Origin of the sequence: Limosilactobacillus reuteri, assembly GCF_013694365.1 — a bacterium.
Classification (GTDB): Bacteria; Bacillota; Bacilli; order Lactobacillales; family Lactobacillaceae; genus Limosilactobacillus; species Limosilactobacillus reuteri_E.
In genome coordinates this window covers 1,707,567-1,730,086 of record NZ_CP059275.1, presented here as the reverse complement: position 1 = coordinate 1,730,086, position 22,520 = coordinate 1,707,567, and the positions used below count along the sequence as shown (strand labels likewise).

Annotated in this window: 25 protein-coding genes, 7 tRNA genes and 3 pseudogenes; 3 read left to right on the top strand and 32 right to left on the bottom strand. The window is 39.4% G+C overall.

The window, feature by feature from the left end; all coding sequences use genetic code 11:
- Nucleotides 1-216 precede the first annotated feature (216 nt).
- From HHK02_RS10065 to HHK02_RS09960, 22 genes and pseudogenes are all read right to left on the bottom strand, one after another.
- Entirely contained in the window at nucleotides 217-864 is a 648-nt protein-coding gene (locus HHK02_RS10065) for a site-specific integrase (protein ID WP_003671859.1), read from the bottom strand.
- The gene (locus HHK02_RS10060; protein ID WP_035160163.1) at nucleotides 865-1,719 is read right to left on the bottom strand and encodes a patatin family protein; all 855 of its coding nucleotides are present in this window, start codon (nucleotides 1,717-1,719) and stop codon (nucleotides 865-867) included.
- A complete protein-coding gene (locus HHK02_RS10055; protein WP_181462377.1) occupies nucleotides 1,720-4,071 on the bottom strand; it encodes a glycoside hydrolase family 68 protein in 2,352 nt (783 codons plus the stop codon).
- Nucleotides 4,072-4,230 carry a hypothetical protein gene (locus HHK02_RS10050; RefSeq protein WP_181462376.1) on the bottom strand — a complete coding sequence of 53 codons (159 nt, stop codon included), beginning with the start codon at nucleotides 4,228-4,230 and terminating at the stop codon, nucleotides 4,072-4,074.
- A complete protein-coding gene (gene xerS, locus HHK02_RS10045) occupies nucleotides 4,231-5,310 on the bottom strand; it encodes a tyrosine recombinase XerS (RefSeq protein WP_085720132.1) in 1,080 nt (359 codons plus the stop codon).
- A tRNA-Pro gene (locus tag HHK02_RS10040) sits at nucleotides 5,311-5,384 on the bottom strand. It lies immediately after the preceding gene.
- Nucleotides 5,385-5,831 carry a 3-hydroxyacyl-ACP dehydratase FabZ gene (gene fabZ / locus HHK02_RS10035; protein ID WP_181462375.1) on the bottom strand — a complete coding sequence of 149 codons (447 nt, stop codon included), beginning with the start codon at nucleotides 5,829-5,831 and terminating at the stop codon, nucleotides 5,385-5,387. It lies immediately after the preceding tRNA gene.
- Nucleotides 5,832-6,278: a MarR family winged helix-turn-helix transcriptional regulator gene (locus tag HHK02_RS10030; RefSeq protein WP_078010049.1), complete on the bottom strand. Its 447-nt coding sequence runs from the start codon at nucleotides 6,276-6,278 to the stop codon at nucleotides 5,832-5,834.
- On the bottom strand, nucleotides 6,279-7,253 hold the full coding sequence (locus HHK02_RS10025) for a beta-ketoacyl-ACP synthase III (protein ID WP_181462374.1): 975 nt from the start codon (nucleotides 7,251-7,253) through the stop codon (nucleotides 6,279-6,281).
- Nucleotides 7,254-7,496: an acyl carrier protein gene (locus HHK02_RS10020; protein ID WP_035160167.1), complete on the bottom strand. Its 243-nt coding sequence runs from the start codon at nucleotides 7,494-7,496 to the stop codon at nucleotides 7,254-7,256. It abuts the gene before it with no gap.
- Nucleotides 7,497-7,502: 6 nt separating this feature from the next.
- Complete coding sequence (locus HHK02_RS10015) at nucleotides 7,503-8,453, bottom strand: ACP S-malonyltransferase (RefSeq protein WP_181462373.1); 951 nt, start codon at nucleotides 8,451-8,453, stop codon at nucleotides 7,503-7,505.
- On the bottom strand, nucleotides 8,454-9,188 hold the full coding sequence (gene fabG, locus HHK02_RS10010; RefSeq protein ID WP_078010051.1) for a 3-oxoacyl-[acyl-carrier-protein] reductase: 735 nt from the start codon (nucleotides 9,186-9,188) through the stop codon (nucleotides 8,454-8,456).
- Nucleotides 9,189-10,421: a beta-ketoacyl-ACP synthase II gene (fabF, locus tag HHK02_RS10005; RefSeq protein ID WP_181462372.1), complete on the bottom strand. Its 1,233-nt coding sequence runs from the start codon at nucleotides 10,419-10,421 to the stop codon at nucleotides 9,189-9,191. It lies immediately after the preceding gene.
- On the bottom strand, nucleotides 10,422-10,865 hold the full coding sequence (locus HHK02_RS10000) for an acetyl-CoA carboxylase biotin carboxyl carrier protein (RefSeq protein ID WP_181462371.1): 444 nt from the start codon (nucleotides 10,863-10,865) through the stop codon (nucleotides 10,422-10,424). It lies immediately after the preceding gene.
- Nucleotides 10,866-11,300, bottom strand: a complete 435-nt coding sequence (fabZ, locus tag HHK02_RS09995) for a 3-hydroxyacyl-ACP dehydratase FabZ (RefSeq protein WP_003671844.1) — start codon at nucleotides 11,298-11,300, stop codon at nucleotides 10,866-10,868.
- Nucleotides 11,301-12,671 (bottom strand): acetyl-CoA carboxylase biotin carboxylase subunit, encoded by a 1,371-nt coding sequence (accC, locus tag HHK02_RS09990; RefSeq protein ID WP_181462370.1) that lies wholly within the window; start codon nucleotides 12,669-12,671, stop codon nucleotides 11,301-11,303.
- Nucleotides 12,672-12,866 (bottom strand): hypothetical protein, encoded by a 195-nt coding sequence (locus HHK02_RS09985; protein WP_231124840.1) that lies wholly within the window; start codon nucleotides 12,864-12,866, stop codon nucleotides 12,672-12,674.
- A pseudogene (locus tag HHK02_RS09980) lies at nucleotides 12,867-13,343 on the bottom strand (acetyl-CoA carboxylase carboxyltransferase subunit beta); the annotation flags it as partial. It abuts the gene before it with no gap.
- Entirely contained in the window at nucleotides 13,344-14,120 is a 777-nt protein-coding gene (gene accA / locus HHK02_RS09975) for an acetyl-CoA carboxylase carboxyltransferase subunit alpha (protein WP_181462369.1), read from the bottom strand. It lies immediately after the preceding pseudogene.
- Nucleotides 14,121-14,885, bottom strand: coding sequence for an enoyl-ACP reductase FabI (fabI, locus tag HHK02_RS09970; RefSeq protein ID WP_181462368.1), 765 nt, complete (start codon nucleotides 14,883-14,885; stop codon nucleotides 14,121-14,123).
- Nucleotides 14,886-14,957, bottom strand: a tRNA-Glu gene (locus HHK02_RS09965).
- Nucleotides 14,958-15,029 (bottom strand) — tRNA-Gly (locus HHK02_RS09960).
- Nucleotide 15,030: 1 nt separating this feature from the next.
- Between HHK02_RS09960 and HHK02_RS09955 the strand changes: the two genes are divergently transcribed.
- Together HHK02_RS09955 and HHK02_RS09950 are read left to right on the top strand one after the other, a co-directional pair.
- A tRNA-Gly gene (locus HHK02_RS09955) sits at nucleotides 15,031-15,102 on the top strand.
- Nucleotides 15,103-15,118: 16 nt separating this feature from the next.
- Nucleotides 15,119-15,204 (top strand) — tRNA-Leu (locus HHK02_RS09950).
- A 5-nt stretch (nucleotides 15,205-15,209) separates the two neighbouring features.
- Here HHK02_RS09950 and HHK02_RS09945 read toward each other — a convergent pair.
- Nucleotides 15,210-15,295: transfer RNA gene (locus HHK02_RS09945), tRNA-Leu, on the bottom strand.
- Nucleotides 15,296-15,369: transfer RNA gene (locus tag HHK02_RS09940), tRNA-Pro, on the bottom strand.
- A 226-nt stretch (nucleotides 15,370-15,595) separates the two neighbouring features.
- Here HHK02_RS09940 and HHK02_RS13140 point away from each other — a divergent pair.
- Nucleotides 15,596-15,718, top strand: a pseudogene (locus HHK02_RS13140) (IS30 family transposase); the annotation flags it as partial.
- Nucleotides 15,719-15,837: 119 nt separating this feature from the next.
- On the opposite strand, the pseudogene HHK02_RS09930 reads toward HHK02_RS13140, so the two are convergent.
- From HHK02_RS09930 to HHK02_RS09895, 8 genes and pseudogenes are all read right to left on the bottom strand, one after another.
- A pseudogene (locus tag HHK02_RS09930) lies at nucleotides 15,838-16,098 on the bottom strand (NADH oxidase); the annotation flags it as partial.
- Nucleotides 16,099-18,405, bottom strand: coding sequence for an RNA polymerase recycling motor HelD (gene helD / locus HHK02_RS09925; RefSeq protein WP_181462366.1), 2,307 nt, complete (start codon nucleotides 18,403-18,405; stop codon nucleotides 16,099-16,101). It lies immediately after the preceding pseudogene.
- Nucleotides 18,406-19,056 carry a DedA family protein gene (locus HHK02_RS09920; protein ID WP_181462365.1) on the bottom strand — a complete coding sequence of 217 codons (651 nt, stop codon included), beginning with the start codon at nucleotides 19,054-19,056 and terminating at the stop codon, nucleotides 18,406-18,408.
- Nucleotides 19,057-19,710, bottom strand: coding sequence for a histidine phosphatase family protein (locus HHK02_RS09915; protein WP_003669019.1), 654 nt, complete (start codon nucleotides 19,708-19,710; stop codon nucleotides 19,057-19,059).
- Nucleotides 19,711-20,988, bottom strand: coding sequence for a GTPase HflX (gene hflX / locus HHK02_RS09910; protein ID WP_181462364.1), 1,278 nt, complete (start codon nucleotides 20,986-20,988; stop codon nucleotides 19,711-19,713).
- Complete coding sequence (locus HHK02_RS09905; protein WP_087215512.1) at nucleotides 20,989-21,240, bottom strand: GlsB/YeaQ/YmgE family stress response membrane protein; 252 nt, start codon at nucleotides 21,238-21,240, stop codon at nucleotides 20,989-20,991. It lies immediately after the preceding gene.
- Nucleotides 21,241-21,423 (bottom strand): CsbD family protein, encoded by a 183-nt coding sequence (locus HHK02_RS09900; protein WP_019253307.1) that lies wholly within the window; start codon nucleotides 21,421-21,423, stop codon nucleotides 21,241-21,243.
- A complete protein-coding gene (locus HHK02_RS09895) occupies nucleotides 21,424-22,416 on the bottom strand; it encodes a D-2-hydroxyacid dehydrogenase (RefSeq protein ID WP_266101123.1) in 993 nt (330 codons plus the stop codon). It lies immediately after the preceding gene.
- Nucleotides 22,417-22,520 lie beyond the last annotated feature (104 nt).

Below are 22,520 nucleotides of genomic sequence, written 5' to 3'. Positions count from 1 at the left end.
TAGTGGGTTAGTGCCTTAAAAAGTTGTCCCATTGGTCTACTTGTGGCCGTGTTAATCGGAATTATTCCTTGTACTGCTCCAATTATCGTTAGTTCGTCTATGGTAAGATGATGGTAGGTCATTTGTGGTGTCCTTTCTTTTGATGTATGGGTATTCAAAAGTCTACCACAAATGGCTTTTTATTTTTCTAACTTAATTTTACAAACCGCGTCTAATCTATTCAAATTTGAAATTTTGAACAACTTTATCAAGGTCTTCTTGTTCAATCCCTAGATAGTGGCGCGTATTTCGTTCAGAGGAGTGATTAAATAACTGCGAAATGATTTCAACGTTAACACCTTTCTTATAGAGTTGTCGACCAAAAGTTTTTCTAAAAGAGTGTGTTCCAATTTTAGCAACGATTTTATTATTTTCCGTTTTTCTAGCCATTCGTTGCAACATTTCGTAAAAGCCATGTACTGAAAAATGACCTTCTTGTTTCCCAGGGAAAAGATAATCATTCTCGTCTTTATAATTCAAGTCATTAAGATAATCAATAATTTCGGCAAGACAATTATTCCAAAAGAGCGTTTTAGCCTTACCTGTTTTTTGCTCAATAACACGGGTTTTAGTTTTATTTAGAACATGACCAACCCTTAACGTTACAACGTCTGATGCTCGCAATCCGTTATTAAGGGCAATTGCAATTAGTAATAGGTTTCGGTTAACCAATTCAGGACGCGAATGCAGCTTAATTGTCTCACGTAACTGATCATATTCTTCGAGAGTCAAGAATTTAACATTTTCTACCCATATTTTCCGTTTACCCTTGATTTGACCATTAGTTTTATTTTTGGGAATATAAACTCGTTTTTTAGTTGACATTTAATTTGCGAGGTAATCAACTAAAGCAGGGACGATTTCCTCTCCTTCTTTCCGCCCAGTTTCATAAAGTGCTCGAATTTTCTTAATATTTCCTTCAATCCGCTTAATTTTAATTGGTTTAGAGGGAGCAATATTAAAGATCTTTCCTTCACAAGACAAACGATTAATTTCAGCAGTCTGTTGGTTGTAGAGAAGGGGACGATCAATCCCCGCTTTAGCAAATTCGGGATAATCTTTATATACCATGTCGTACAACTTCTTTACAGCAGAACTAGATGGCTTCTTTCGGTAGTTAATATCCCTGGTCCGTACAACAACAATCTTGTCATAGCCTTGTCGTTGTGCAATATCAAATGGAATTGAATCTGTGATCCCACCATCAAGGCAAGGCCCTTGAGAAGTTTCCTGTGGATCTGAAAGAAATGGCATTGATGAGGAAGCTTTGAGGGCATTGGTTAGCTCCTCACCAACAGGATCCGTAAATAAAACTGTTTTTCCTGTTTTCACAGAAGTAGCAACTGCTGTGAAATGAGATGCTGACCGTCGATATGCAGCTTCATTAAAATTCTGCCAAGAATATCCGTGATCTTCAAAAAGATAATCAAGATTAATTATTTGCTTTTTAAATACGCGAGCCATCGAGATATATTGGCGATCGTGCCGATGATCAATATTAATATTGGCAGCGCGTCCGTATTGCTTAGAGACGAAATTAACTCCACAAAGCGAACCAGCAGAAACGCCAATTACACTTCGAAATTCAATATGGTGAGCGAGAAATGTATCAACAATTCCGGCAGTATATTGTCCACGGAATGCGCCACCTTCTAAAACTAATGCTGCATTATATAACATTTAGTTAAATCGACGCTTATTAATTCCTGCAAGGCCAAACATACTAAGCAATGTTCCCATACCTAGGCCAATTACGGCTTTATTAGCGTTATTTCCAGTTTGTGGCAAACGACTATTGGTTTGGGTTTCAGGTTGCTTAGGATTTTCTGGAGTTAAAGGCACTTCTGGAGTGTTAGGTGTCTCTGGGGTTTGAGGTGTCCCAGGATTTTCTGGAGTCTTTGGTGTTTCTGGAGTATTAGGCGTCTCAGGTGTTTCTGGAGTCTCTGGAGTAGTTGGCGTTTCAGGATTCTTTGGTGTAGCAGGATCATGCGGCTTTAATCCATAACCAATTAAGTCCCAATCAACAGGCTTATCACGTTCACCAGGTAAGGCAGCAGAATCTAGATCACCAATCATATCAAGATTTTCACTTGAATCATCCCAAATCCAATCCCCTTGATTAGTCATTTTAGCTAAAACAGTAGTTGTGTTATCCGGGTTAATTTGTAGTAAGAAACTCGGTGCCCAGGTTGAATCCATTCCTTTACCCGCTACTCCATTTCGATTAGTCATATATGAAGTAACTAACAATTGATCGCCTTTGCCAGCAACAGGAACAGCATAGTATGAATAAGTTGCTGTTCGCCAGTTTGCAGGAACAGAAGCAGTTAAGACTACTCCAGAATCATTTAATGGCTTATAAGGTCCAGTTAGACTATCAGCAACATATCCAACCATTGCTACATTATCACCAACCGTATAATTGGCATTCATCCATGCATCATCATTACTTCCTCGATTTAAACGGGTAGCGGCAAACAAGTAATATTTATTTCCTAATTTAACTACATTTGGCCGTTCAATTTCATCACTTACCATTGGTGCAGAAATTAATGGTGAGTATAATTCTGCCACTTTAGGATTCTTTTCGTCGTTGTTTAGTTTGAGGATACCGATAGCTGCATTAGCCCAAGTAGCCCGACTTTTAATATCATCGTTGGAAAGAATTCTAAATAAGCTCTTGATATTAAAGGCGTCATCTCCGCCATAATTTAACCAGTTATAAATCTGGTTCTCGCCTTGATAGTTTTCTAAACCAGTACTTGCTTCAAAAACAAGGTACCGATCACCATTATCATCTTCAATTACATGAGCATCACGCATTGCAATATTATCAGCACCCTTGTTAGTAGCTTTCCATTGATCATAGGTTTGGTAGTAATAGCCATCACCTTCAAATACAATATGATCATTTGCTACCTGAGCGAGCGATACATTTCCATTATTATCAGTTAGATAAAGAGTAGCACTAGCAATTTTTTGATGGTTGGTATTATTATCAGATGTGTCTACCCTCGTATAAAATAATTGGATAGAGTTATCACTATTCAAAACAGCTGATCCTGACCATTCTTGAGAAAGTGGAGTTGCGTTATATCCAAAAATTGGGCCAGCATTCTTCCAGTGACTTAATTCGTTATCTCCGTACTTATTATATAGAAGGTAAATATGATTATCGCTTTGGCCTGGAACACCCATCATTGCGACAACAAGTTGGTAACCATTCCAATTAGCAACTTGTCCTGTCCGAACATCTTGAACTGGCCAAGAATCCCAAACATCTAATGGTTCAATAATGTTTGTTTGAGCATCCTTGGTTGTAGCGGCAGGCATATTTTTGATTTCACTTGCTTTAAAGAATGGAACAGTATATCGACCATCTTGTTTGATTAACGTATCTGCAATCTTTTGGAAATCATTATAAGTCATCTGGGTACCTGACTTAGCAGTTTTTGAGAAGTCAATCTTATTTAATGCTTTAACCTGGTCATCAGTTAAACTGTTAGGATCAATTCCTGCATTTTTTACAACGTTTTCAGCATCCTTGTTTAACTTAGCAGCAGTATTCTTTTTATCGGATTGTTGGTCATCATTTTTTGCAGCTGGTTCTTTTTTGGCTTCAGAAGATTCGTTAGCAGGTGCAGCTTTTTGTGTATCATCCTCTTTGGCTACATTAGTATTTTCTTTAGCTGCTTTACTATCTGTGTTAGTTGATGAAGATGCTGAACTTGTAGATGAAGTTGTTGCAGCAGAACTTGCTACTTGACTGTTAGAATTTTGTGTATTAGCGGCAGAAGAAGCACTATTTGCATTAGCAGAATTTTTAGTCGCATCACTAGCTGCACTAACCTGACCACTACCAAGTGTCACACTTTTAACAGCAATATTATTATCCCCTGTTGTAACCTGTACAGTAGAAGAATCATTGTTTTCAGTATTCGTGTCTGCGGATGCGTTTACAGTTGTTACACCAAACATCAGTGCAGCCGTAGAAAGTGTAACAACTGCCCAATTTTTACCGCTTTTATACATTTAATGCAATTGTTGTAAAACCTTGCGACAGTAATAATAGTGGATTTGCCCATCTTTGTCAGCTAACTTCCGTGCATGCATTGCAGAAAAAGTATAGTGCTCATGACAAAATGGACAAACATATTGCTTTTTCCCAAATAGTGAGGTAATAAAGCCCAATTATTCATTTGTTTTTTTATATGAAGTTTCACTAATTTCTTTAAGAGCATCACGCTGCTGTTTCTGGTCAACGTGAGTATATAAATCGGTAGCAGATGTTCCTTTTTGTCCCAACTGTTGGGCCACTAATACTTGATCTTTCGTTACCTCATACATTTCAGAAGCAAGGGTGTGCCGTAATTTATGGGGAGTAAGAGGATGGCCAAATGCGGTTGAATACTTTTTGACCATTTTTTCAATTGCATTAGCTGTCATCCGTCGAGTTTGCTTGTGATAAACGGTTAGGAAGAAAGCAGTATCCTTTTTTAAAGCGTGGTATCGTTGTGTACGAATCGCTTGGTAAGTTTGGATATAAGTAATAGCCCAAGGAGCAATTGGTACCGAATCCCTCTGACCACCTTTTCTTGTTACATCTAGCAGCGATTGTTTTAAGTTTAAATCACCAAGGTTTACATTTGCCGCCTCGGATACCCGGACGCCTGTTCCTAAAATAAGAGCAATAATTGCAATATCTCGTTCCTTATTGACTTTATAAGAGGGGAGAGCTCTTTTATCACATTTATTAGGGTATTCTTTTTCAATGAAAGTAATAAAATCAAACTTCATTTGTCCCCGGTACATGTGTGAAGCCAGCGTATGAGCCCGATAATTTAATGTTTTTGTATCATTAAGGGAGTCAATTTTCAGCATTACATTACGGTCAAAATAAGATTCACCATTATTGTTATCTGCGGTAACTGTTAAAAATTTATACAATGACCTTAATGCATTAATAGATCGATTGATTGAAGTAGGAGAATTTAACCGTCCTTGTGCATTGGTAGTATGCTGCAAATAATCGATATACAACATTACATCGCTACGCCGTAGATTCGCCAGTGTATCAATTGGTAAGTCCTTATTAGAATTAACAGAGACGAGTCCACTTGACCGTAACCAATCAAAGAATCGACGGATTTCAGTTAAGTACTGATAGGTTGTTGTGACTGCATGGTTGGTCCCTAAATAATACTCGTTAACATAATCAGGAAGGTTCTGAAGCTCCTCTTGAATTAGCTTTAAATATTTATCTGCTTCCATTCGGGAAAACAGGATTCGAACCTGCGACCCCCTGGTCCCAAACCAGGTGCTCTACCAAGCTGAGCTATTTCCCGCTAAATCTTTTCTTCTCGTTCAGCAACGATAAAGACAAACTCCGCACTACAAGCTAATTTGCCGTTCACAAGCGCTTGTGTTTCTACAATCCCCATTGATGATCGAACTTTTTTCATAACAACGTTTAGTTTTAATACATCACCAGGACGGACCATTTGTCGAAACCTTGCTTTATGAATTGCGCCAAGATAAGCTGTTTTCTTATAAAAATGCGGTGATTTTAATATCAAAATTGAAGCAGCTTGGGCCAATGTTTCGATAATTAAAACTCCAGGCATAACAGGATTATTAGGAAAATGACCGCGAAAAAATGATTCATTAATTGTGACATTTTTTGTTGCGGTAATCTTTTCTTCAGGAACTAATTTATCTACATAATCGATATAGCAAATCGGATATCGATTAGGAATTAATTCCATAATCTCCTGCGCATTCATTATTGCCAACTAAGCATGCTCATCCACAAAATCTTCTAAGTTTTGCAAGGCTTTTTTAACAACCTTCATTTCTTCATCATTCATTCCTTTAAGAAAACGTTCAACCATCATGTTATGAAAGGCCCGGTGCGCACGATATAGTACCCGGCCTCTTTTGGTTAAACATAACCGAACAATGCGGCGATCATCTTTATCACGAATTCTTTCCACATATCCTTTTCGAATTAAACGATCAGCCATTGAAGTCATTGTTCCTGGAGTTAGATGAAGCTTTTCTGCTACTTGAGAAATTGTTTGATGGTTATACATCGTAATTGCATCAATTGCATGCATCTCTTTAATTGTTAAATCATTGAATGTACTTTTCCGCAATTCATTTTCTTCAATCCATAGAATTCCGGAATAAACTTTGATTAATCCTTTATTAATTTTTTCGTAATCATTATCTTTACTCATTTAATAGTTTAAAATTATTGTTCCTGTACTTAACCCGCCACCAAAGCCACTCATTGCAATAATGTTACCTGGTTTAATCAATTTATGAGCAATAGCTTGAGTCAATAAAATTGGTTCACTAGCGGCAGCTGTATTCCCATATTCACTAATATTCATTGGAAACTTTGTAATTGGTTGCGCCAGTCTCTTTGCAATTTGGGTAATTATCCGTTCATTTGCTTGATGTAATAAAAAATAATCGATATCGTCTAATTTCAAATTAGCTTGTTGAACGGCAGAAGTGATTGATCGTGGTACTTCATGAGTGGCAAAGCGGTATACGTCACGGCCGGCCATCGTAAATGGTGAAAGGGATGTTAGTTGTTTAGGGAAGCCAGTTTTAGGCGTTGTTTTTCCGGCAATAATTTTATCTCCTAAGTCACCAAATGTATGGAGATCACGGCCGAGAATTAAAGGGGTTGTTGTAGTTGTCTTTTGAAGTAACACTCCGCCAGCCCCATCGCCGAACAATACGGCAGTACTTCGATCTTGCCAATCAATCAGTTTTGATAATACTTCTGCACCAATTACCATTGCATTTTTCCAATGAGAGCTTTTCAACATTAATTCAGCTGTATTAATGGCATAGATAAAACCAGTACAAGCTGCTGAGATATCAAACGCAATTGCATTTTTCGCACCTAATCTTCCTTGAACAATAGCAGCAGTTGAAGGAGTATAGGCATCAGGAGACATCGTTGCAATAATGATTAAATCAAGTTCAGTTGCCTTTAAATTGGCATTAGTCAATAACTGGGTACCAACATTGACAGCTAAATCTGAAGTATTTTCAGTGTTGCTGATATAACGTTGATGAATTCCAGTCCGCGTCTTAATCCACTCATCTGAAGTATTCATAATAGTTGATAATTGCTGGTTAGTAATTTTAAGGGGTGGATGATAACTCGCAGTACTAGTAATTCTTAAATTTTGCAATTATTTTTCATCCAACTGTTTCTTTACGAAATCAACAACGTCACTAATAGTCTCGATTCCTTCATCGGCATCTAATTCAATCTCAAATTTATCTTCAAGCTCATTCATAATTTCAAAAACATCAAGACTATCAGCATCAAGATCATCTTTGATTCGTGCATCCATTGTTACACGATTTTCGTCAACATCTAATTCATCAACAGTAATAGTTTTTACAGTATTAAAAATTTCCTCTTTAGTCATATCCATTTATCTGTCAGTTCCATCTTTTTGCTCCTTTATAAATTTTTCATAATCAGCAAGATTTTCAATGTGTTGGGTATTTAAGTGCTGGTCAACTTGGTGAGCGAAGCGAGATAACGTCTTTCCAGGACCAATTTCCAATATTGTGTCAATTTTCGCGTGCTTGACTAATTCCTTAACATTAGCTCCAAAGTGTGTTGGAACAGCTAATTGTTTTTCAAGAATTCCTGGAAGATCCTCACAATGAAACAAGCTGTTAGTAGTATTGCTAATAACTTCAATCTGTGGCTCATGGAAGTCGACTGTTTGTAACCGGTTATGCATCTGTTGACGTGCACCGTTAAAGAAGGGAGTATGGAATGCACCATTAACTTTGAGCAAGATCGTTCTTTTAGCAAGATTATCCTCTTCAATCTTTTTAAGGGTAGCCTTTAAGTCGGTTAATGTCCCGCCCACTACGATTTGTTGTGGTGAATTATAGTTGGCAATATAAACCCGCTGATTATTTTCTTGTTGAGCGGTGATTAGTTCTTGTATCTCTTGAAGTTGAGGATCAAGGACAGCTGCTAATGTACTTATTTCTCTATCCGCGTCTTGTTGCATAAAGTGAGCACGGTCCGCAACTAATTTAATTCCTTCTTCAAATGAAAGTGCATTACTAGCAATTAAAGCGGCGTACTCGCCTAAAGATAGGCCAATCATCCCCTTAATTGGTAGTTGAGGTAAATCCCGTTTTAACATTCGGTAGATTCCATAACTAATTGTTACAATTGCTGGTTGAACATATGCTGTTTTATTCAACTCCTTATGCTCGTTTTTCATAATTTTGAGCAAATCAAGTTCACAAACAGCGCTTGCCTGACTAACAATCCTTGAAAAAAGGGAGTCGGCCATAAGCTCGACTCCCATTCCCGATCGCTGTGCACCTTGACCGCTAAATAATATTCCGTAGTACATCTAAATTGTCATCCCACCGTCAACTACAATGGTTTGACCGGTCAAATAATCATTTTCTGCTAAAAATTTTGCGGTCTTAGCAACTTCTTCTGACTGCCCTAAGCGGTTGAGGGGGATACGACTGAGAATTTGTTCTTTTACTCGCTCAGATAATTTTTCAGTCATATCACTAGTAATCATTCCGGGAGCAATCGCATTGCAACGAATTCCGCGGCGCGCTCCTTCCTGGGCAATAGATTTAGTAAGGCCGATTATACCTGCCTTGCTTGCTGCATAATTAGCTTGTCCCGTATTACCATGGAGACCCACAATACTAGCAAGGTTGATAATGCAACCGGCTCTTTTTTTGAGCATCTTCTTAAAAATAGGTTGCGTTAACATAAATGTTCCGCGTAAATTAACATTGATGACCTGGTCAAAATCGCTCGCTTTCATTCCCATCATTAACTTATCATTCGTGATTCCCGCGTTATTGATAAGAATGTCGATCTTCTCGTATATTTGCCAAGCCGCTGCTGCTAATTCACTAACTGATTCTTCATTTGCAATATCGCCCTTAAGATAGTGATAATCCGCCCCTAGTAGATCTAGCTTTTCTTTAAACGTTTTTGGTAAGTTATCCTGCCGCCCATTGAGGATTAGCCGACTACCAGCCTTAGCAAACTCTAATGCAGTAGCCGCCCCAATCCCGCGTGTGCTTCCGCTTATAAAAACGACTTTATCTGTCAGTTCCATTCACTCCCATTTCTTAAAGGCTAAAACAGCATTATGCCCACCAAAACCAAAAGAATTACTAATTGCGTAACGGGCGGTTGAGGCGTTCCTATTTTCTGACGTTACAAGGTTAACTGAGCACTTCGGATCTTGATTAAAACAGCCTATATTCAACGGTAATTGTCCCTTTTGTAAAGCGGCTACTGTTAAGACTGCCTCAATTGCGCCCGCAGCCCCAAGCAAATGGCCGGTCATTCCCTTCGTTGAACTAACGCGAACATTACTATCGGAACCAAATACCTGATTGATTGCTTTGGATTCGCCTTCATCATTAGCATGAGTAGCGGTTCCGTGGGCATTAATATAGGAAATTTCGCTAGGACTAATTCCAGCTTCTTTAATTGCCAGTTCCATTGCTCTTGCCGCCCCTGCACCAGTTGGATCAGGGGATGTAATATGGTAAGCGTCCGAGGTAGCACCATAACCGACAATCTCACCAAGAATGTTAGCACCACGTTTTTGCGCATGCTCAAGATCCTCTAAAACAAGTGTTGCACCGCCTTCGCCCAAAACAAATCCTTGGCGTGCTTTATCAAATGGCAAAGAAGCTTTAAGCGGATCAGTTGCTTGTGATAATGCTGTTAATGCCGCAAAACCAGCAATCCCGATTTCATTCACCGAAGCCTCTGATCCACCGGCAATCATTACTTTGGCGCGTCCTTCTTTAACTTGACGAAAGGCTTCTCCAATTGCATTAGTTCCAGTGGCACAAGCAGTCACAATTGATGTACAAATATTTTGCGCATTAAAGTGAATGGAAATATTACCGGCTGCCATGTTAGCAATTGACATTGGAACAAACATTGGTGATACCCGTCTAGGACCCTTATCATGCATTTTGATAATTTGCTCTTGAATAGTTGTCAAACCACCAATTCCAGATCCATAGATAACACCCATGTCAACTGGCTTAGTATTTGTTTCATTAATCTCTGCCATTTCCATTGCTTCAATAGCACTTTGTAAGGCATATTGAGAATAAAGATCCATTCGATGCGCGGCTTTTTTCCCGATGACATCATTAGGGTCAAAATCGTCAATTTCACCTGCGACGGTAATTCCTGTCGGTTTGGAATCAAATTTCTTGATCGCTTTAATTCCAACTTTGCCGGCAAAACTATTACTTATAAATTCTTGAATACCATTACCATTAGGAGTAACAGCACCCATTCCTGTTATTACAACTCTTCTCATTTAGTCATTATCTTTATCCTCCTGAACTGAGAAAAGTGGTTGTTCTACTTCAACTAATTCTTCATTGCTTACACAAATTGAAGTAATGATTCCGTTAAAAGGACTTTTTATTTCTGTCATCATTTTCATTGCTTCAATCACACAAACAACATCCCCCTTTTTTACATGGTCGCCACTTTTAACATAGGGATCTGCATCGGGGGTTGGTTGGAGATAGACTGTTCCGACTAGGGGCGCAGTTATATTTTGAGTTGGCTGTTCGTTTGCCTTTTTCTTAACTGAAGGTATTTGCTCTGTTTTTTCGGTTGTTATAAGATCTTCATGCTTGTGAGTTTGCTTATTTTTGCTTAAATAGAGCTGAAAGGAATCTTGATTTATTTCTAATTCACGAATATCAGAATCTTCAAAATTTTGCATTAATGTTTGAATTTCTTTAAATTCCAACTACCCAATCATAAAAGTTAATTCGGCTGTACAGGCTTTTTTACCATCGACTGTTGCGATTCCCTTACCAATTCCAATGTTTTTGTGCACTTTTTCTAGGTTGACTTCTAACTTTAATGTGTCACCAGGGCGAACTACTTTACGAAATTCTGCTGATCGAATTCCACCAAAATAGGCTGTTTTTCCTTGGAACTCTTCTTGTGATAAGAGAGCGACGGCACCTGTTTGCGCCAATGATTCAACAATCAATGCTCCTGGTAAAACTGGATTTTTGGGGAAATGGCCATTAAAAACCTCTTCATTGATCGTGACATTACGCCGTGCGATTGCCTTCTTACCGGGGATTAATTCATCAACTTGGTCAATTAGTAACATTGGGTAACGATGAGGAAGGATTTTTTGAATTTCAGTTATATCTAAAGTTTTATTAGTCATTCACGCTGTCAGCCCCTCCTTCCATTGCGACAAGAAAGAGTCTTCAAGAAACGTTGTTGAAGCTGTTCCTGCCAGAAATTTAGAATTATTTAGGATTGCTAAATGGAAATTTTGATTGGTTGTTACGCCCGTAATTACCATTTCATTCAAAAGTCGTTTGATTTTTTCAATAGCTTCTTGGCGATCTTGACCAAGGGCAATTACCTTAGCGATCATTGAATCATAATAAGGAGTGATCTTACTGCCAGGATAAATAGCAGTATCAATGCGCATCCCCAAATTACCAACTGGAAGATACAAGTAATTAATCGTCCCAGTCACTGGCATAAAGTTTTGTTTAGGATTTTCAGCATTTATCCGACACTCAATTGCATGTCCATTAACCTGAATATCCTGTTGGGTAAAGGGAAGTGGTTCATTCGCAGCGACAATAACCTGTGCCTTCACTAAGTCGATCCCAGTTACCATCTCCGTCACTGTATGTTCAACCTGGATACGAGTGTTCATTTCCATAAAGTAAAAGTGATGGTTTTTGTCCATTAGAAATTCTATTGTCCCCGTATTATGATAGTTAATCGCATTAATGGCTCGTATGGCGATTTGCCCTAGCTTTTTTCGCTCTTGTTCATTTACTAGGACGCAAGGACTTTCTTCAATCAATTTTTGTTTATTTCGTTGAATCGAGCAGTCACGTTCAGGAAAGAAAACGGCATTGCCAAAATTATCACGAAATACTTGAACCTCAATGTGTTTAACATTCTCCATAATCTTTTCAAGGTACATTCGGTCATCATTAAACGAAAGACGGGCTTCGTTTTGGGCCTCGCTAAATATTTGCCGCATCTGGTTATGATCGTTAATTCGTCGGATCCCTTTACCGCCACCACCAGCAGCTGCTTTTAACAAAATTGGATACCCAATCTTGTTTGCAACATCAACAGCGTCATTAACATTGGTAATATAGTCATCGCTTCCAGGAATCACAGGCACCCCTGATTTTTTCATTTGCTCCCGTGCATGCTCCTTATTTCCCATTAAGTCAATCACTGAGGCTTGGGGACCGATGAACGTAATTCCGCATTCTTCACACATTGTCGCAAATTCCGCATTTTCTGATAGAAAGCCAAAGCCAGGATGGATCGCCTGGGCACCTGTACCAAGAGCAGCTTCTAAAATGTTTTTCGCATTCAAATATGAATCTTGGGCCCGGGCAGTTCCAACGCATACAGCTTCATCCGCTAGTTGAACATGAAGACTTTCGCGGTCTGCAGTTGAATAGATAGCTACTGTCTTAATTCCTAGCTCCCGTAATGACCGTATTATCCTGACAGCAATTTCACCACGATTAGCCACTAGTACTTTGGAAAACATTCAATGACGAGCAGGTATTCGTAATCCATAGTTACAGTTAGGACAAACAGCAAATTGTGTTAACTGCTTGGTGAATAGTAATTGATGACAATGTGGACACCTTAGCCACATTTGATCTGGGACCCTTTCATCAGCATTTTTATCTGCTTTGATGTGCCGTTCACTTAAAGTATTATTTTGATCATATAATTTCACTCATTCATTAGCAACGCTCCTTGTTTTTAATAGCCATTCAAGCAGCTTTTTTTCATCTTGACGTTTTACAATTCGATCAATAAACCCATGATGCAGGATGTTTTCAGCTGATTGGAGGTCGACAGGAATTTGCTGGTGGATCGTCTGCTCAATAACGCGACGGCCAGCAAAGCCAACAAGTGCATGGGGCTCAGCGAGAATAATATCTCCGTCCATCGCGAAACTAGCAGTTACTCCACCAGTTGTTGGATCGGTTAATACCACGATGTATAAAAGGCCGGCAGCAGCATGCTCATTTATTGCTTGTGAAATCTTAGCCATCTGCATTAGCGACATAATTCCTTCTTGCATCCGTGCCCCGCCTGAAGCAGTGAATAGTACTACTGCTTGACGATGGATAGTTGCATATTCAAATAAGCGCGTTATCTTTTCACCGGTAACAGTTCCGAGGGATCCCATAATAAATGTTGGATCCATTTAAAACTTTCGATAACGTTTTTTTCTGTTTGCTAGAAGTTGGTTTGGCGGTAATTCTTGCAGTTTGTTTAATCGCTTTAGTAAAACCTGCTCGATATTTTTGCAAGTTTTACGATGCTCTTCGCTTTCTGGAATAATTCCTTCGATAATCCCTTGTTTTAATAAAGCTTGCGGCACCATTTGCATTAATTCTGCCGCTTTATCTGCTTTCGTACTATCTTTCCACATGATGGAGGCAAACCCTTCAGGAGATAAAATAGAATAAGTACTGTTTTCTAACATCCATACTTCATCTCCACATGCCAATGCTAAGGCTCCCCCACTACCTCCTTCACCATAAATAATCGTGATAATTGGAATGGCAAGCTGATTTATTTGTAAAATGTTTTGGGCAATCGCACTTCCTTGCCCATTTTCTTCGGCTTCCTTGCTAGGAAATGCTCCTGCGGTATTAACAAAACAGAATACAGGTCGCTTAAATTTAGCTGCTTGCTTAATTAAGCGGAGTGCCTTGCGATAACCACTAGGCATTGGTGAGCCAAAATGCTTTATAATTTTATCGTCTGTTGTTTTTCCTCGATCGGTGGTAATGACGGTGACTGCTTGCTGATAGAAAGTAGCAATTCCACCAACGATTGCAGGATCATCCCCGCCTGCCCGGTCGCCGTGCAACTCAACAAAATCTGGGAAAACGTTTTGAATAATCTCCATCCCCGTAATTTTATTGTCGCTGCGAGCACGTTTAACAATCTCACTTGCTGATAATTGTTCATTCATTTAAATCAAATGTACCCCCTTATCAACATAAATAGTATCACCAGTGATTCCGGTTGATAAATCGCTCATTAAGAATGCACACACATTCCCAATTTCGCTAATAGTCACATCTTCTCCGTCAACAGTTCTTGCTTGGGACATCTTTAAAAGTTCATCATGACCTTTAATACCTGTAACTGCTAATGTCTTAACCGCGCCAGCAGAGATTGCGTTAACACGGATTCGTTTTTGTCCTAAATCCCGTGCTAAATAGCGAACACCAGCTTCAAGGGCAGCTTTAGCAATTCCCATTACATTATAGTTAGGGATAGCACGTTCTGAGCCAAAATAAGTTAAGGTAACAATACTTGCAGGATTATTTAATAGATTTAACTCATTAGCAACCTTAGCGACAGCAATAAGGGAATAAGACGAAATATCTTGCGCAATTGCATAACCTTTGCGACTAGCACCAAGGATTGAACCAGCTAATTCTTTTCTTTTTGCAAAAGCAATTGCGTGTACAATTCCATCTACTTTTGTAAAACGTTCCTTGATAATTGTAAAGGCTTGGTCAATACTTTCATCATCTGCTACATCACATTCAATTAATTGATCTTCATCATCTACTAACCGTTGTAAGCTTTTTTTCATTCTGGAATTCTGATAAGTATAGATAACTTGGGCACCTTGTTCAGCCATCATTTGTGCACATCCCCATGCAATAGAACGCTTATTAGCTACTCCCATAACAACGATCTTTTTTCCTGTTAATATATTTCCCATTGACCCGTGCGGGATTTGAACCCACGATACCAGCGTGAAAGGCTGGTGTCTTAACCACTTGACTAACGGGCCAGCGGAAGACGGGATTCGAACCCGCGACCCCCACCATGGCAAGGTGATGTTCTACCACTGAACTACTTCCGCTGCGGAAGTAGTTCAGTGGTAGAACATCACCTTGCCATGGTGGGGGTCGCGGGTTCGAATCCCGTCTTCCGCTTAGCCAGTTCTATTATGCCGGGGTGGCGGAATTGGCAGACGCACAGGACTTAAAATCCTGCGGTTAGTGATAACCGTACCGGTTCGATCCCGGTCCTCGGCACTTAGTGCCGAGGACCGGGATCGAACCGGTACGGTTATCACTAACCGCAGGATTTTAAGTCCTGTGCGTCTGCCAATTCCGCCACCCCGGCTCGGGAAAACAGGATTCGAACCTGCGACCCCCTGGTCCCAAACCAGGTGCTCTACCAAGCTGAGCTATTTCCCGTTGCGACTTTAAAGTCGCAATCATCACACGTTCTTCTTTAGTAAGATGAGCATTCTTTTTATGAGTAGTCAATAAACTAGTAGACATGGTATCATTTAAGTGCGTCATTTGGTGGATTATAGAATGAAGTTAGCCACCCAGTTGGTGGTAAATAAAAAACGCCATTCGGCGTGACATCAGGTATCATATTAAGTGAACCAAACCTATACGAAAGGATGTCCGTCAAATGACGCACTTAAATGATACCATGTCTACTAGTTTATTGACTACTCATAAAAAGAATGCTCATCTTACTAAAGAAGAACGTGTGATGATTGCGACTTTAAAGTCGCAAGGACTTTGCCTTAGACTTCCTTCAGATTCCACCTCGCAGTGGACACCCTTGTCCTCAGCTCATGGTTCCGACTACTACGGCCCATAGCGGACTCTCACCGCCTAGCTAATACCCATGCCGGGCGCACATTAAAATTATTTGCTTACTTTCTTATCTTCCTTGACAACCGCTGCTTGGGCTAGCAAGTTGACATAGTTAAATGGTCGGTCAAAGTTTGGCTGGAACATTGTATCATACATTCCAAGAAATTCAATTGTATTTTGGTTCTGAATGCATAACGAAATCAGACTTAAAGTTTCTGAAATATCGTGTTTACTCATCATCTGTGCTCCCAAGATTCGTTGGGTATCCTTATCCCAAACCAATGACATCAGGACCGGCGTAGTAGTTAGCATTTATTTATCAACATTAACTTTTTCATATTCATCTGTCGGCACTTGGTTCAGCAAACTAGTTGTCCTGCCAATTGATACTAAGCTTAACTCATGCATTGCTCGAGAACAAATTGTATATAGCAATTGTCGCTCATTGTTACCATGGTATTGCTGATCATTCGCATTCCAGACAATAACCGCATCAAATTCCAACCCTTTTGCTAGATATGACGGCACAACAATTGGCCCCTTTACTAACCGTTGATTCTCTGTCCGAATAACGGTGGTCTTGATATTATTGGCATTTAACTTTTGATACAACTCTTCACTGTCTTTGAGATCTTTACCAATAATTGCGACGGCATCATGGTCATTCTGATACTTATTAAGAATATCAATAACTGCCGCTACCCCTTCTTGTTCATCCTTAGTTTGATAAACTTGTGGCTTATTGCCTTCACGTTCAAAGGCCTCAATTGCTTCACCGTCAATTAAAATATGCTTAGTAAAGTCGGTAATTTGTTTCGTGGAACGGTAAGACTTAGTTAATTGGACAACCTTCGTCTTTTCTGGATCAAACATCGTCCCTAACTGCTTTAATAGTGACCGACTATTCTCATGAGTGAAAATCGCCTGGTTAAGGTCTCCTAACAATGTGAATTTAGCACGGGGAAAACGATATTTAAGGTAAGCTAACTGGTAAGCATCATAATCTTGAACTTCATCAACAAAAACGTAACGAATATCACGTTGACCACGCTTTCCAGTAATCAAATCATACAGGTACAGGTAAATGGTAATTCCGTTTGCACTGATATTTCCCTTCTTTAGCTCTTCTTTTATCCCATCAACATAACCTTTCCATTGCTCTGCAGAAATACCGTATTCAGCAATATTAACAAGTTTTGGAGTTACCCGGAGAAGGTGTAAAAATTGTCCATTGATGTTAAGCCACTGATTATGATCGATGGCTTTTTTTATTGGCATAAATGCCCACATAACGATTTGACGCGCAAGGAACTTGTATTCTTTATCTTCATCCTCAAATTCACGTGGCTGGTTATTAAATAGGTTGTCGATTTCTTCTTTACTCAAGCTTTGAATTTCATCCTCTACCCATTTGTTGCGCATTTCAGATCCAACACGGTGATTAAGGTATTTAATAAGAGCTTCTTTCGTTCCATCTAACCTATTTCCCAGGTTATAGTTATTGTTAAATGAGTAGTAAATCTCCTTAATCTTCTCTTTGCTCAAAAAAACTTTACCATTAAACATAAGGTTGCGGAAACGCATATTAGCATGACCAAGATGGTTAGCATAACGCTCTGTTGCTTTGAAATATTGTAAGCTAGTTAATAGTTGTTGTGCATTCTTAGCCGTTTCATCTTGGTGACTTTCAAACCGTTGTTCTAAGTTTTGAACATGAAGCTTTGGTACCCGACGATTAGCAAACTGGAAGTAAGTCATCTGGACCATATTATGCTCACCCAATTCCGGTAAAACTTGATCAATGTAGTCATTAAATAATTGGTTAGGTGAAAAAAGAACAACTTGTGAAGAGGTCAAATTCCCCCGGTAACGGTAAAGAAGCCAGGCAACCCGTTGGAGAACTGCAGCTGTCTTTCCCGAGCCAGCAGCCCCCTGAACAAACAACAATTCATTTTTAGTGTCACGAATAATTTCATTTTGTTTCCGTTGAATCGTCGTTACAATGCTCTTCATCTTGGTACTTGAATGGTTACCAAGAGCATCAAGAAGCATCTGGTCGCCTACTTGTTCGTCGGTATCAAAGATGGTTACAATCACGCCATCTTTAATTTGGAATTGGCGCTTAAGAGTAAGATCAACCTCTTGTTCACCTACCGGAGTCTGGTACTTAACTTTCCCGAGCTTTCCTTCATAGTAAACAGACGAAATTGGTGCTCGCCAGTCATAAACAAGAAAGTGATCTGGCTTATCGGTAAAGGATGCAAGCCCGATATATACCTTTTCGGATTCATTGGCACCTTTTTCACGAAAATCAATGCGAGCAAAGTAAGGTTTCTTTTCAAGTCGCTGTAAAGTTGCTAGCCGGTCTGCAGCGTGTTGCCAGCTATTTTGACGTTCATCTAGCATCTGCTGTTGGGCACGAAAAGACATGGCCGTATCCATCATGCCTGAATAAGTAGTGGTATTTAAGTGGATATCATCAATTTGCTTATTGATGCCCTTAATATCATGTTGAGCCGTTTTAATCTTTTCTTCTGCTTTTTGTTCGGCCTGTTTTACTTTATCAATTACATTATCAAGGTACTTTTGTTCTAGTTCTTTTTCAGTTTTCGTAGACATTTATAGCATTCGGTTTCGTTTAATAATTCGTTGACGAATCGCTTTGATAAGTGCTAACAAGCCAACTCCTAACAGTGAACACACAACAAATGCTAAGATGATAAGTGAGAAGTGCTGACGAACAAACGGAATTGTTCCAAAGTAATATCCACATCCAGCACCAATCGCTACCCATAATGTAACGCCAATAATATTACCAATTGTGAAACGGTGAAACGGAAACTGCATTGTTCCAGCAATTAAGGGAACAAAGGTACGAATAAGTGGTACAAATCGCCCTAATGCAACAGCTTTGATCCCATGCTGTGTTAAAAATTCTTGTGCTTTCTCAAAACAGGGACCGGCCATTCTTTTTTGGAGCCATTGCCAATGAGAAAGAAAATGGCCAATATAATAATTAACTGTATCACCAATTAGCGCCGCAAAAAAGAAGACGGGGATGACAATTTCCATTTTTAAGATCGGGTTAAAAGCGATAAAAGAACAAGTTAAAAAGACAAGCGATTCACCAGGAAGCCATGGGAAAATCACTAATCCAGTTTCCATAAAAATTAGGATAAAAAGGAGAACATAGCTCCAAGCGCCCATCCACTCAAACATGGGAATAATTGTTTCCGCAATATGAGTTAGAAGATAAAAGATATGGCTCATTTATTCTGGTAATTCAAGTTTGTTATAAAAATCAACAGTAGTATTATTCTTATCTAAAGTTAGCTTAGTGATGCTTCCGTTACGTGGTGAATCGCCTGGATCGTAAGCGTCAGAATAGCGTTGGACGATTGAACGAATAGTGGCTCCGTGTGAAACTACTAGTACTTCTGATCCGTCTGGCAATGCTCGTAAACGGTCAAAACCTTTATCTACCCGCTTCCAGAAAGCAACATGGTCTTCAGCAGTACCATAATTATCCGCGGCTGCAATCTTATCTTTTAATTTGTCTGGACCCCAACCGGCAACCATTTCTGCAAAGCTATGATAACCATCTGGGCCGCCAAGAAAGTCAGCAAAATGTTGGCCATCTTCTCCTTCAAAGTAGCCAAAGAATTCTTCCCGAAACGCTGGCTCTGGAATTGGCGTTGGATTATTACCAGGATGTTCAGCAAGCAAGAAACGGGTAGTTGAAACTGTTCGTGCGAGGTCGCTGCAAAATACATAATCAAATTGAATAGGAGCAAGCGCCCGTCCTACTCGTTTAGCGTCTTCTTCACCCTTTGGCGTTAGCGGACCATCAGCCCAACCTTGCATCCGATTGTAGAGATTAAGATAGGTTTGTCCGTGGCGTACAAAATAAACGTTGATTGCCATTTAGTTTTTCTCATATTTTCCAAACCGTTGATAATCTTGAACTGACATTTCTACCGTTAATAATGTCCCATCACTTTCATAGGTAGTATCTAAAATATTAGTGTGTTCATTAAGGTAAGAAACAACGTGACCATCAGTAAATGGAATAAGAAGAGTAGTGGTGACATAGTCCTTAAATAAGTGTTTCTTAATAACATCAACAAGAAGGTCTAATGAAGTATCTTGTTTAGCTGAAATTACAACTTGATCGTCACCTTCAAGAATAGGGAATTCAATCTCAGTTTTATCTGCTTTATTAAACACATTGATCATTGGAATATCATTAATTCCAATCTGTTTTAAAGTCTCGTTAGTTGTTTCCATCATTTCCTTGTAATGTGGATCAGAATAATCAATAACTTGGATTAGTAAGTCAGCATTAGCGGCTTCTGCAAGTGTTGATTTAAATGATTCAACAAGGTGAGTAGGCAACTTGCTGACAAAACCGACCGTGTCACTGAGTAAGAAGCGTTTTTGATCTGGAAGTGTTAGTTGCCGGACACTTGTATCAAGGGTGGCAAATAACATATTCTTTTCAAAAACAGTTTTTTCTTCAGCAGCTCCATATTTTCTTACTAGGCCATTCATAATCGTGGATTTACCAGCATTGGTATAGCCGACAAGAGCAGCTGTGGGAATTGCACTCTTTACTCGTTGTTTTCGCTTGGTTTGTTCAGATTTAGCAATAGCAGCCAGTTCTTGACGAAGGTGGGAAATTTGATGTTGGATAGTTCGCCGATCCATTTCAAGTTTGGTTTCCCCGGCACCCCGGTTAGTAAAGCCGCTTCCTCCACCGGTTTGCTGGTCTAACCGCTCACTTGCACTAGTTTGCAATCGTGGTAAGCGATATTGCAGTTCCGCAATTTGTACTTGGAGTTTGGCTTCTTTAGATTGCGCACGGGTTGCGAAAATCTCTAAAATAAGAGCGGTTCGGTCTAGAATACGACATCCGGTTCCTTCTTCAAGATTACGTAATTGACTTGGTGATAATTCATCATTGGTAATGATAGTAGGAACGTGATTAGCATCAGCCACATCGCGAATTTCGTCTACTTTCCCCTTTCCAAAGTAGGTAGCGGGATTAGGGCGATCGATGACTTGATCAATCCGATCGATAACTTCCATGTGATTTGCTTGTGCTAATTCAGCCAGTTCAACCATTGAGTAGTCAAAGTCTTCTTGACCAGTATTTAATCCAGTAATAATTACTGGTTCTAGAGTTTGTATGTTAGTCTCCATCTATCTCTCTGCTTTTACTCCGAAAATCAAGGAGACGATCATTACTAAGATTACTGCTCCAATAATTGATGGAACAATTGCCATCCCAGCTACTTGCGGTCCCCATGCGCCTAATACTGCTTCACCGATTGCTGATCCTACTAGTCCAGCAACAATATTACTGATCACTCCCATCGATCCGCCACGACGGGTTAACGCACCAGCAGCTAAACCAATTAATCCACCAACAATTAAAACCCAAATCCAGTACATTCAGCCCTCCTTTTTATTTCCTTTTATTGACTCTTTAAGATCATTAACCTCATCTTTTACTTTTCCTTTAAGTTTCTGAAGTTTTCCTTCTCCTTCACGAGTCTTATCATTAGTTACTTTGCCTTCAGTTTCTTTTAGTTTCCCTGCTATCTTATCTTTTATTCCGTGCTTATCGCTAGCCATTTACATTCTAATTTCATTACGTGAATGCTTACCTTCTAGAATTGTTACAGCATCATTCAAACTAATTTCAACCATATTCCGTATAGATGTTTCAGTCAAAAATGCAACATGGGGAGTAACAAGAACATTTGGCATTGCAGCTAGCTTCTTGTAATCATCTGGAATTTGATCTGATGAAACTTGCTTCCCAAAGAAAGAAGTTTCGTCAGCTAATGTATCTAGGCCAGCACCCGCAATTTCTTTATTTTCCAATGCTGAAATTAAGTCCGCGGTATTTACCAGTTTTCCACGAGCCATGTTAATCAAGTAAGCATTGTCTTTCATCATCTTAAATTGTGGTGCTGCAATCATGTTTTCGGTACTTGGTAACAACGGTGTATGCAATGATAAAATATCCGCATTCTTAACAACAGTATCGAAATCGGTATATTCAACGTATGGTTCATATTCGACATTGTATGATGGATCATATGCAAGGACTTTTGCGCCTAATGCTTTATAAATCTGAGCAGTGGCCCCACCAATATTACCAAGGCCAACAATTCCCACGGTTAAATTGTAAATTTCATTACTGATCAAGTCATCGCTCCACCGAAAGTCGCCATGGCTCATGCGTTGTTCGAATTCACCAATCCGTCGTAACAAGTACATCGCCTGTGTGACACCCATTTCTGCGATTGCCCGTGGTGAATAAATAGGGACATTCGTTACAATGATGCCATTTGCTTTACATGCATCTAAATCAAAAATATCAACCCCAACCATTCGAGCAGCTAATTGCTTTATTCCCATGGCTGCTAATTGTTCATACAGTTGTTTATCCCCAAGTTTTGTTGTTTGCTGTAAGGAAATTCCATCATATCCCTCAGCAAGCTTAACTGTATTAGCATTTAATGGTTCAGTAACCATCTTGACATCATTGTCTGTCTTCTTTGCCCATGCTTCAATATAAGGCTTTTCAGCGTCACGAACGCTATACATTATTAATTTCATCAGTTTTCCCATTCCTTTCATGGGTCTGTGACTTAAGCCAAGTTACTTTCATAAAAGACAAATGGCGCAGTACAACAATGGCCTCCAACGCCCGGTAAAACCGA

Coding starts and splice junctions, on each gene's coding strand:
- HHK02_RS10065 (WP_003671859.1), bottom strand. CDS start 864: ATGTCAACTAAAAAACGAGTTTATATTCCCAAAAATAAAACTAATGGT.
- HHK02_RS10060 (WP_035160163.1), bottom strand. CDS start 1,719: ATGTTATATAATGCAGCATTAGTTTTAGAAGGTGGCGCATTCCGTGGA.
- HHK02_RS10055 (WP_181462377.1), bottom strand. CDS start 4,071: ATGTATAAAAGCGGTAAAAATTGGGCAGTTGTTACACTTTCTACGGCT.
- xerS (WP_085720132.1), bottom strand. CDS start 5,310: ATGGAAGCAGATAAATATTTAAAGCTAATTCAAGAGGAGCTTCAGAAC.
- HHK02_RS10030 (WP_078010049.1), bottom strand. CDS start 6,278: ATGAGTAAAGATAATGATTACGAAAAAATTAATAAAGGATTAATCAAA.
- HHK02_RS10020 (WP_035160167.1), bottom strand. CDS start 7,496: ATGACTAAAGAGGAAATTTTTAATACTGTAAAAACTATTACTGTTGAT.
- HHK02_RS10015 (WP_181462373.1), bottom strand. CDS start 8,453: ATGTACTACGGAATATTATTTAGCGGTCAAGGTGCACAGCGATCGGGA.
- fabG (WP_078010051.1), bottom strand. CDS start 9,188: ATGGAACTGACAGATAAAGTCGTTTTTATAAGCGGAAGCACACGCGGG.
- fabF (WP_181462372.1), bottom strand. CDS start 10,421: ATGAGAAGAGTTGTAATAACAGGAATGGGTGCTGTTACTCCTAATGGT.
- fabZ (WP_003671844.1), bottom strand. CDS start 11,300: ATGACTAATAAAACTTTAGATATAACTGAAATTCAAAAAATCCTTCCT.
- accC (WP_181462370.1), bottom strand. CDS start 12,671: ATGTTTTCCAAAGTACTAGTGGCTAATCGTGGTGAAATTGCTGTCAGG.
- accA (WP_181462369.1), bottom strand. CDS start 14,120: ATGAATGAACAATTATCAGCAAGTGAGATTGTTAAACGTGCTCGCAGC.
- fabI (WP_181462368.1), bottom strand. CDS start 14,885: ATGGGAAATATATTAACAGGAAAAAAGATCGTTGTTATGGGAGTAGCT.
- helD (WP_181462366.1), bottom strand. CDS start 18,405: ATGTCTACGAAAACTGAAAAAGAACTAGAACAAAAGTACCTTGATAAT.
- HHK02_RS09920 (WP_181462365.1), bottom strand. CDS start 19,056: ATGAGCCATATCTTTTATCTTCTAACTCATATTGCGGAAACAATTATT.
- HHK02_RS09915 (WP_003669019.1), bottom strand. CDS start 19,710: ATGGCAATCAACGTTTATTTTGTACGCCACGGACAAACCTATCTTAAT.
- hflX (WP_181462364.1), bottom strand. CDS start 20,988: ATGGAGACTAACATACAAACTCTAGAACCAGTAATTATTACTGGATTA.
- HHK02_RS09905 (WP_087215512.1), bottom strand. CDS start 21,240: ATGTACTGGATTTGGGTTTTAATTGTTGGTGGATTAATTGGTTTAGCT.
- HHK02_RS09900 (WP_019253307.1), bottom strand. CDS start 21,423: ATGGCTAGCGATAAGCACGGAATAAAAGATAAGATAGCAGGGAAACTA.
- HHK02_RS09895 (WP_266101123.1), bottom strand. CDS start 22,416: ATGAAATTAATAATGTATAGCGTTCGTGACGCTGAAAAGCCTTATATT.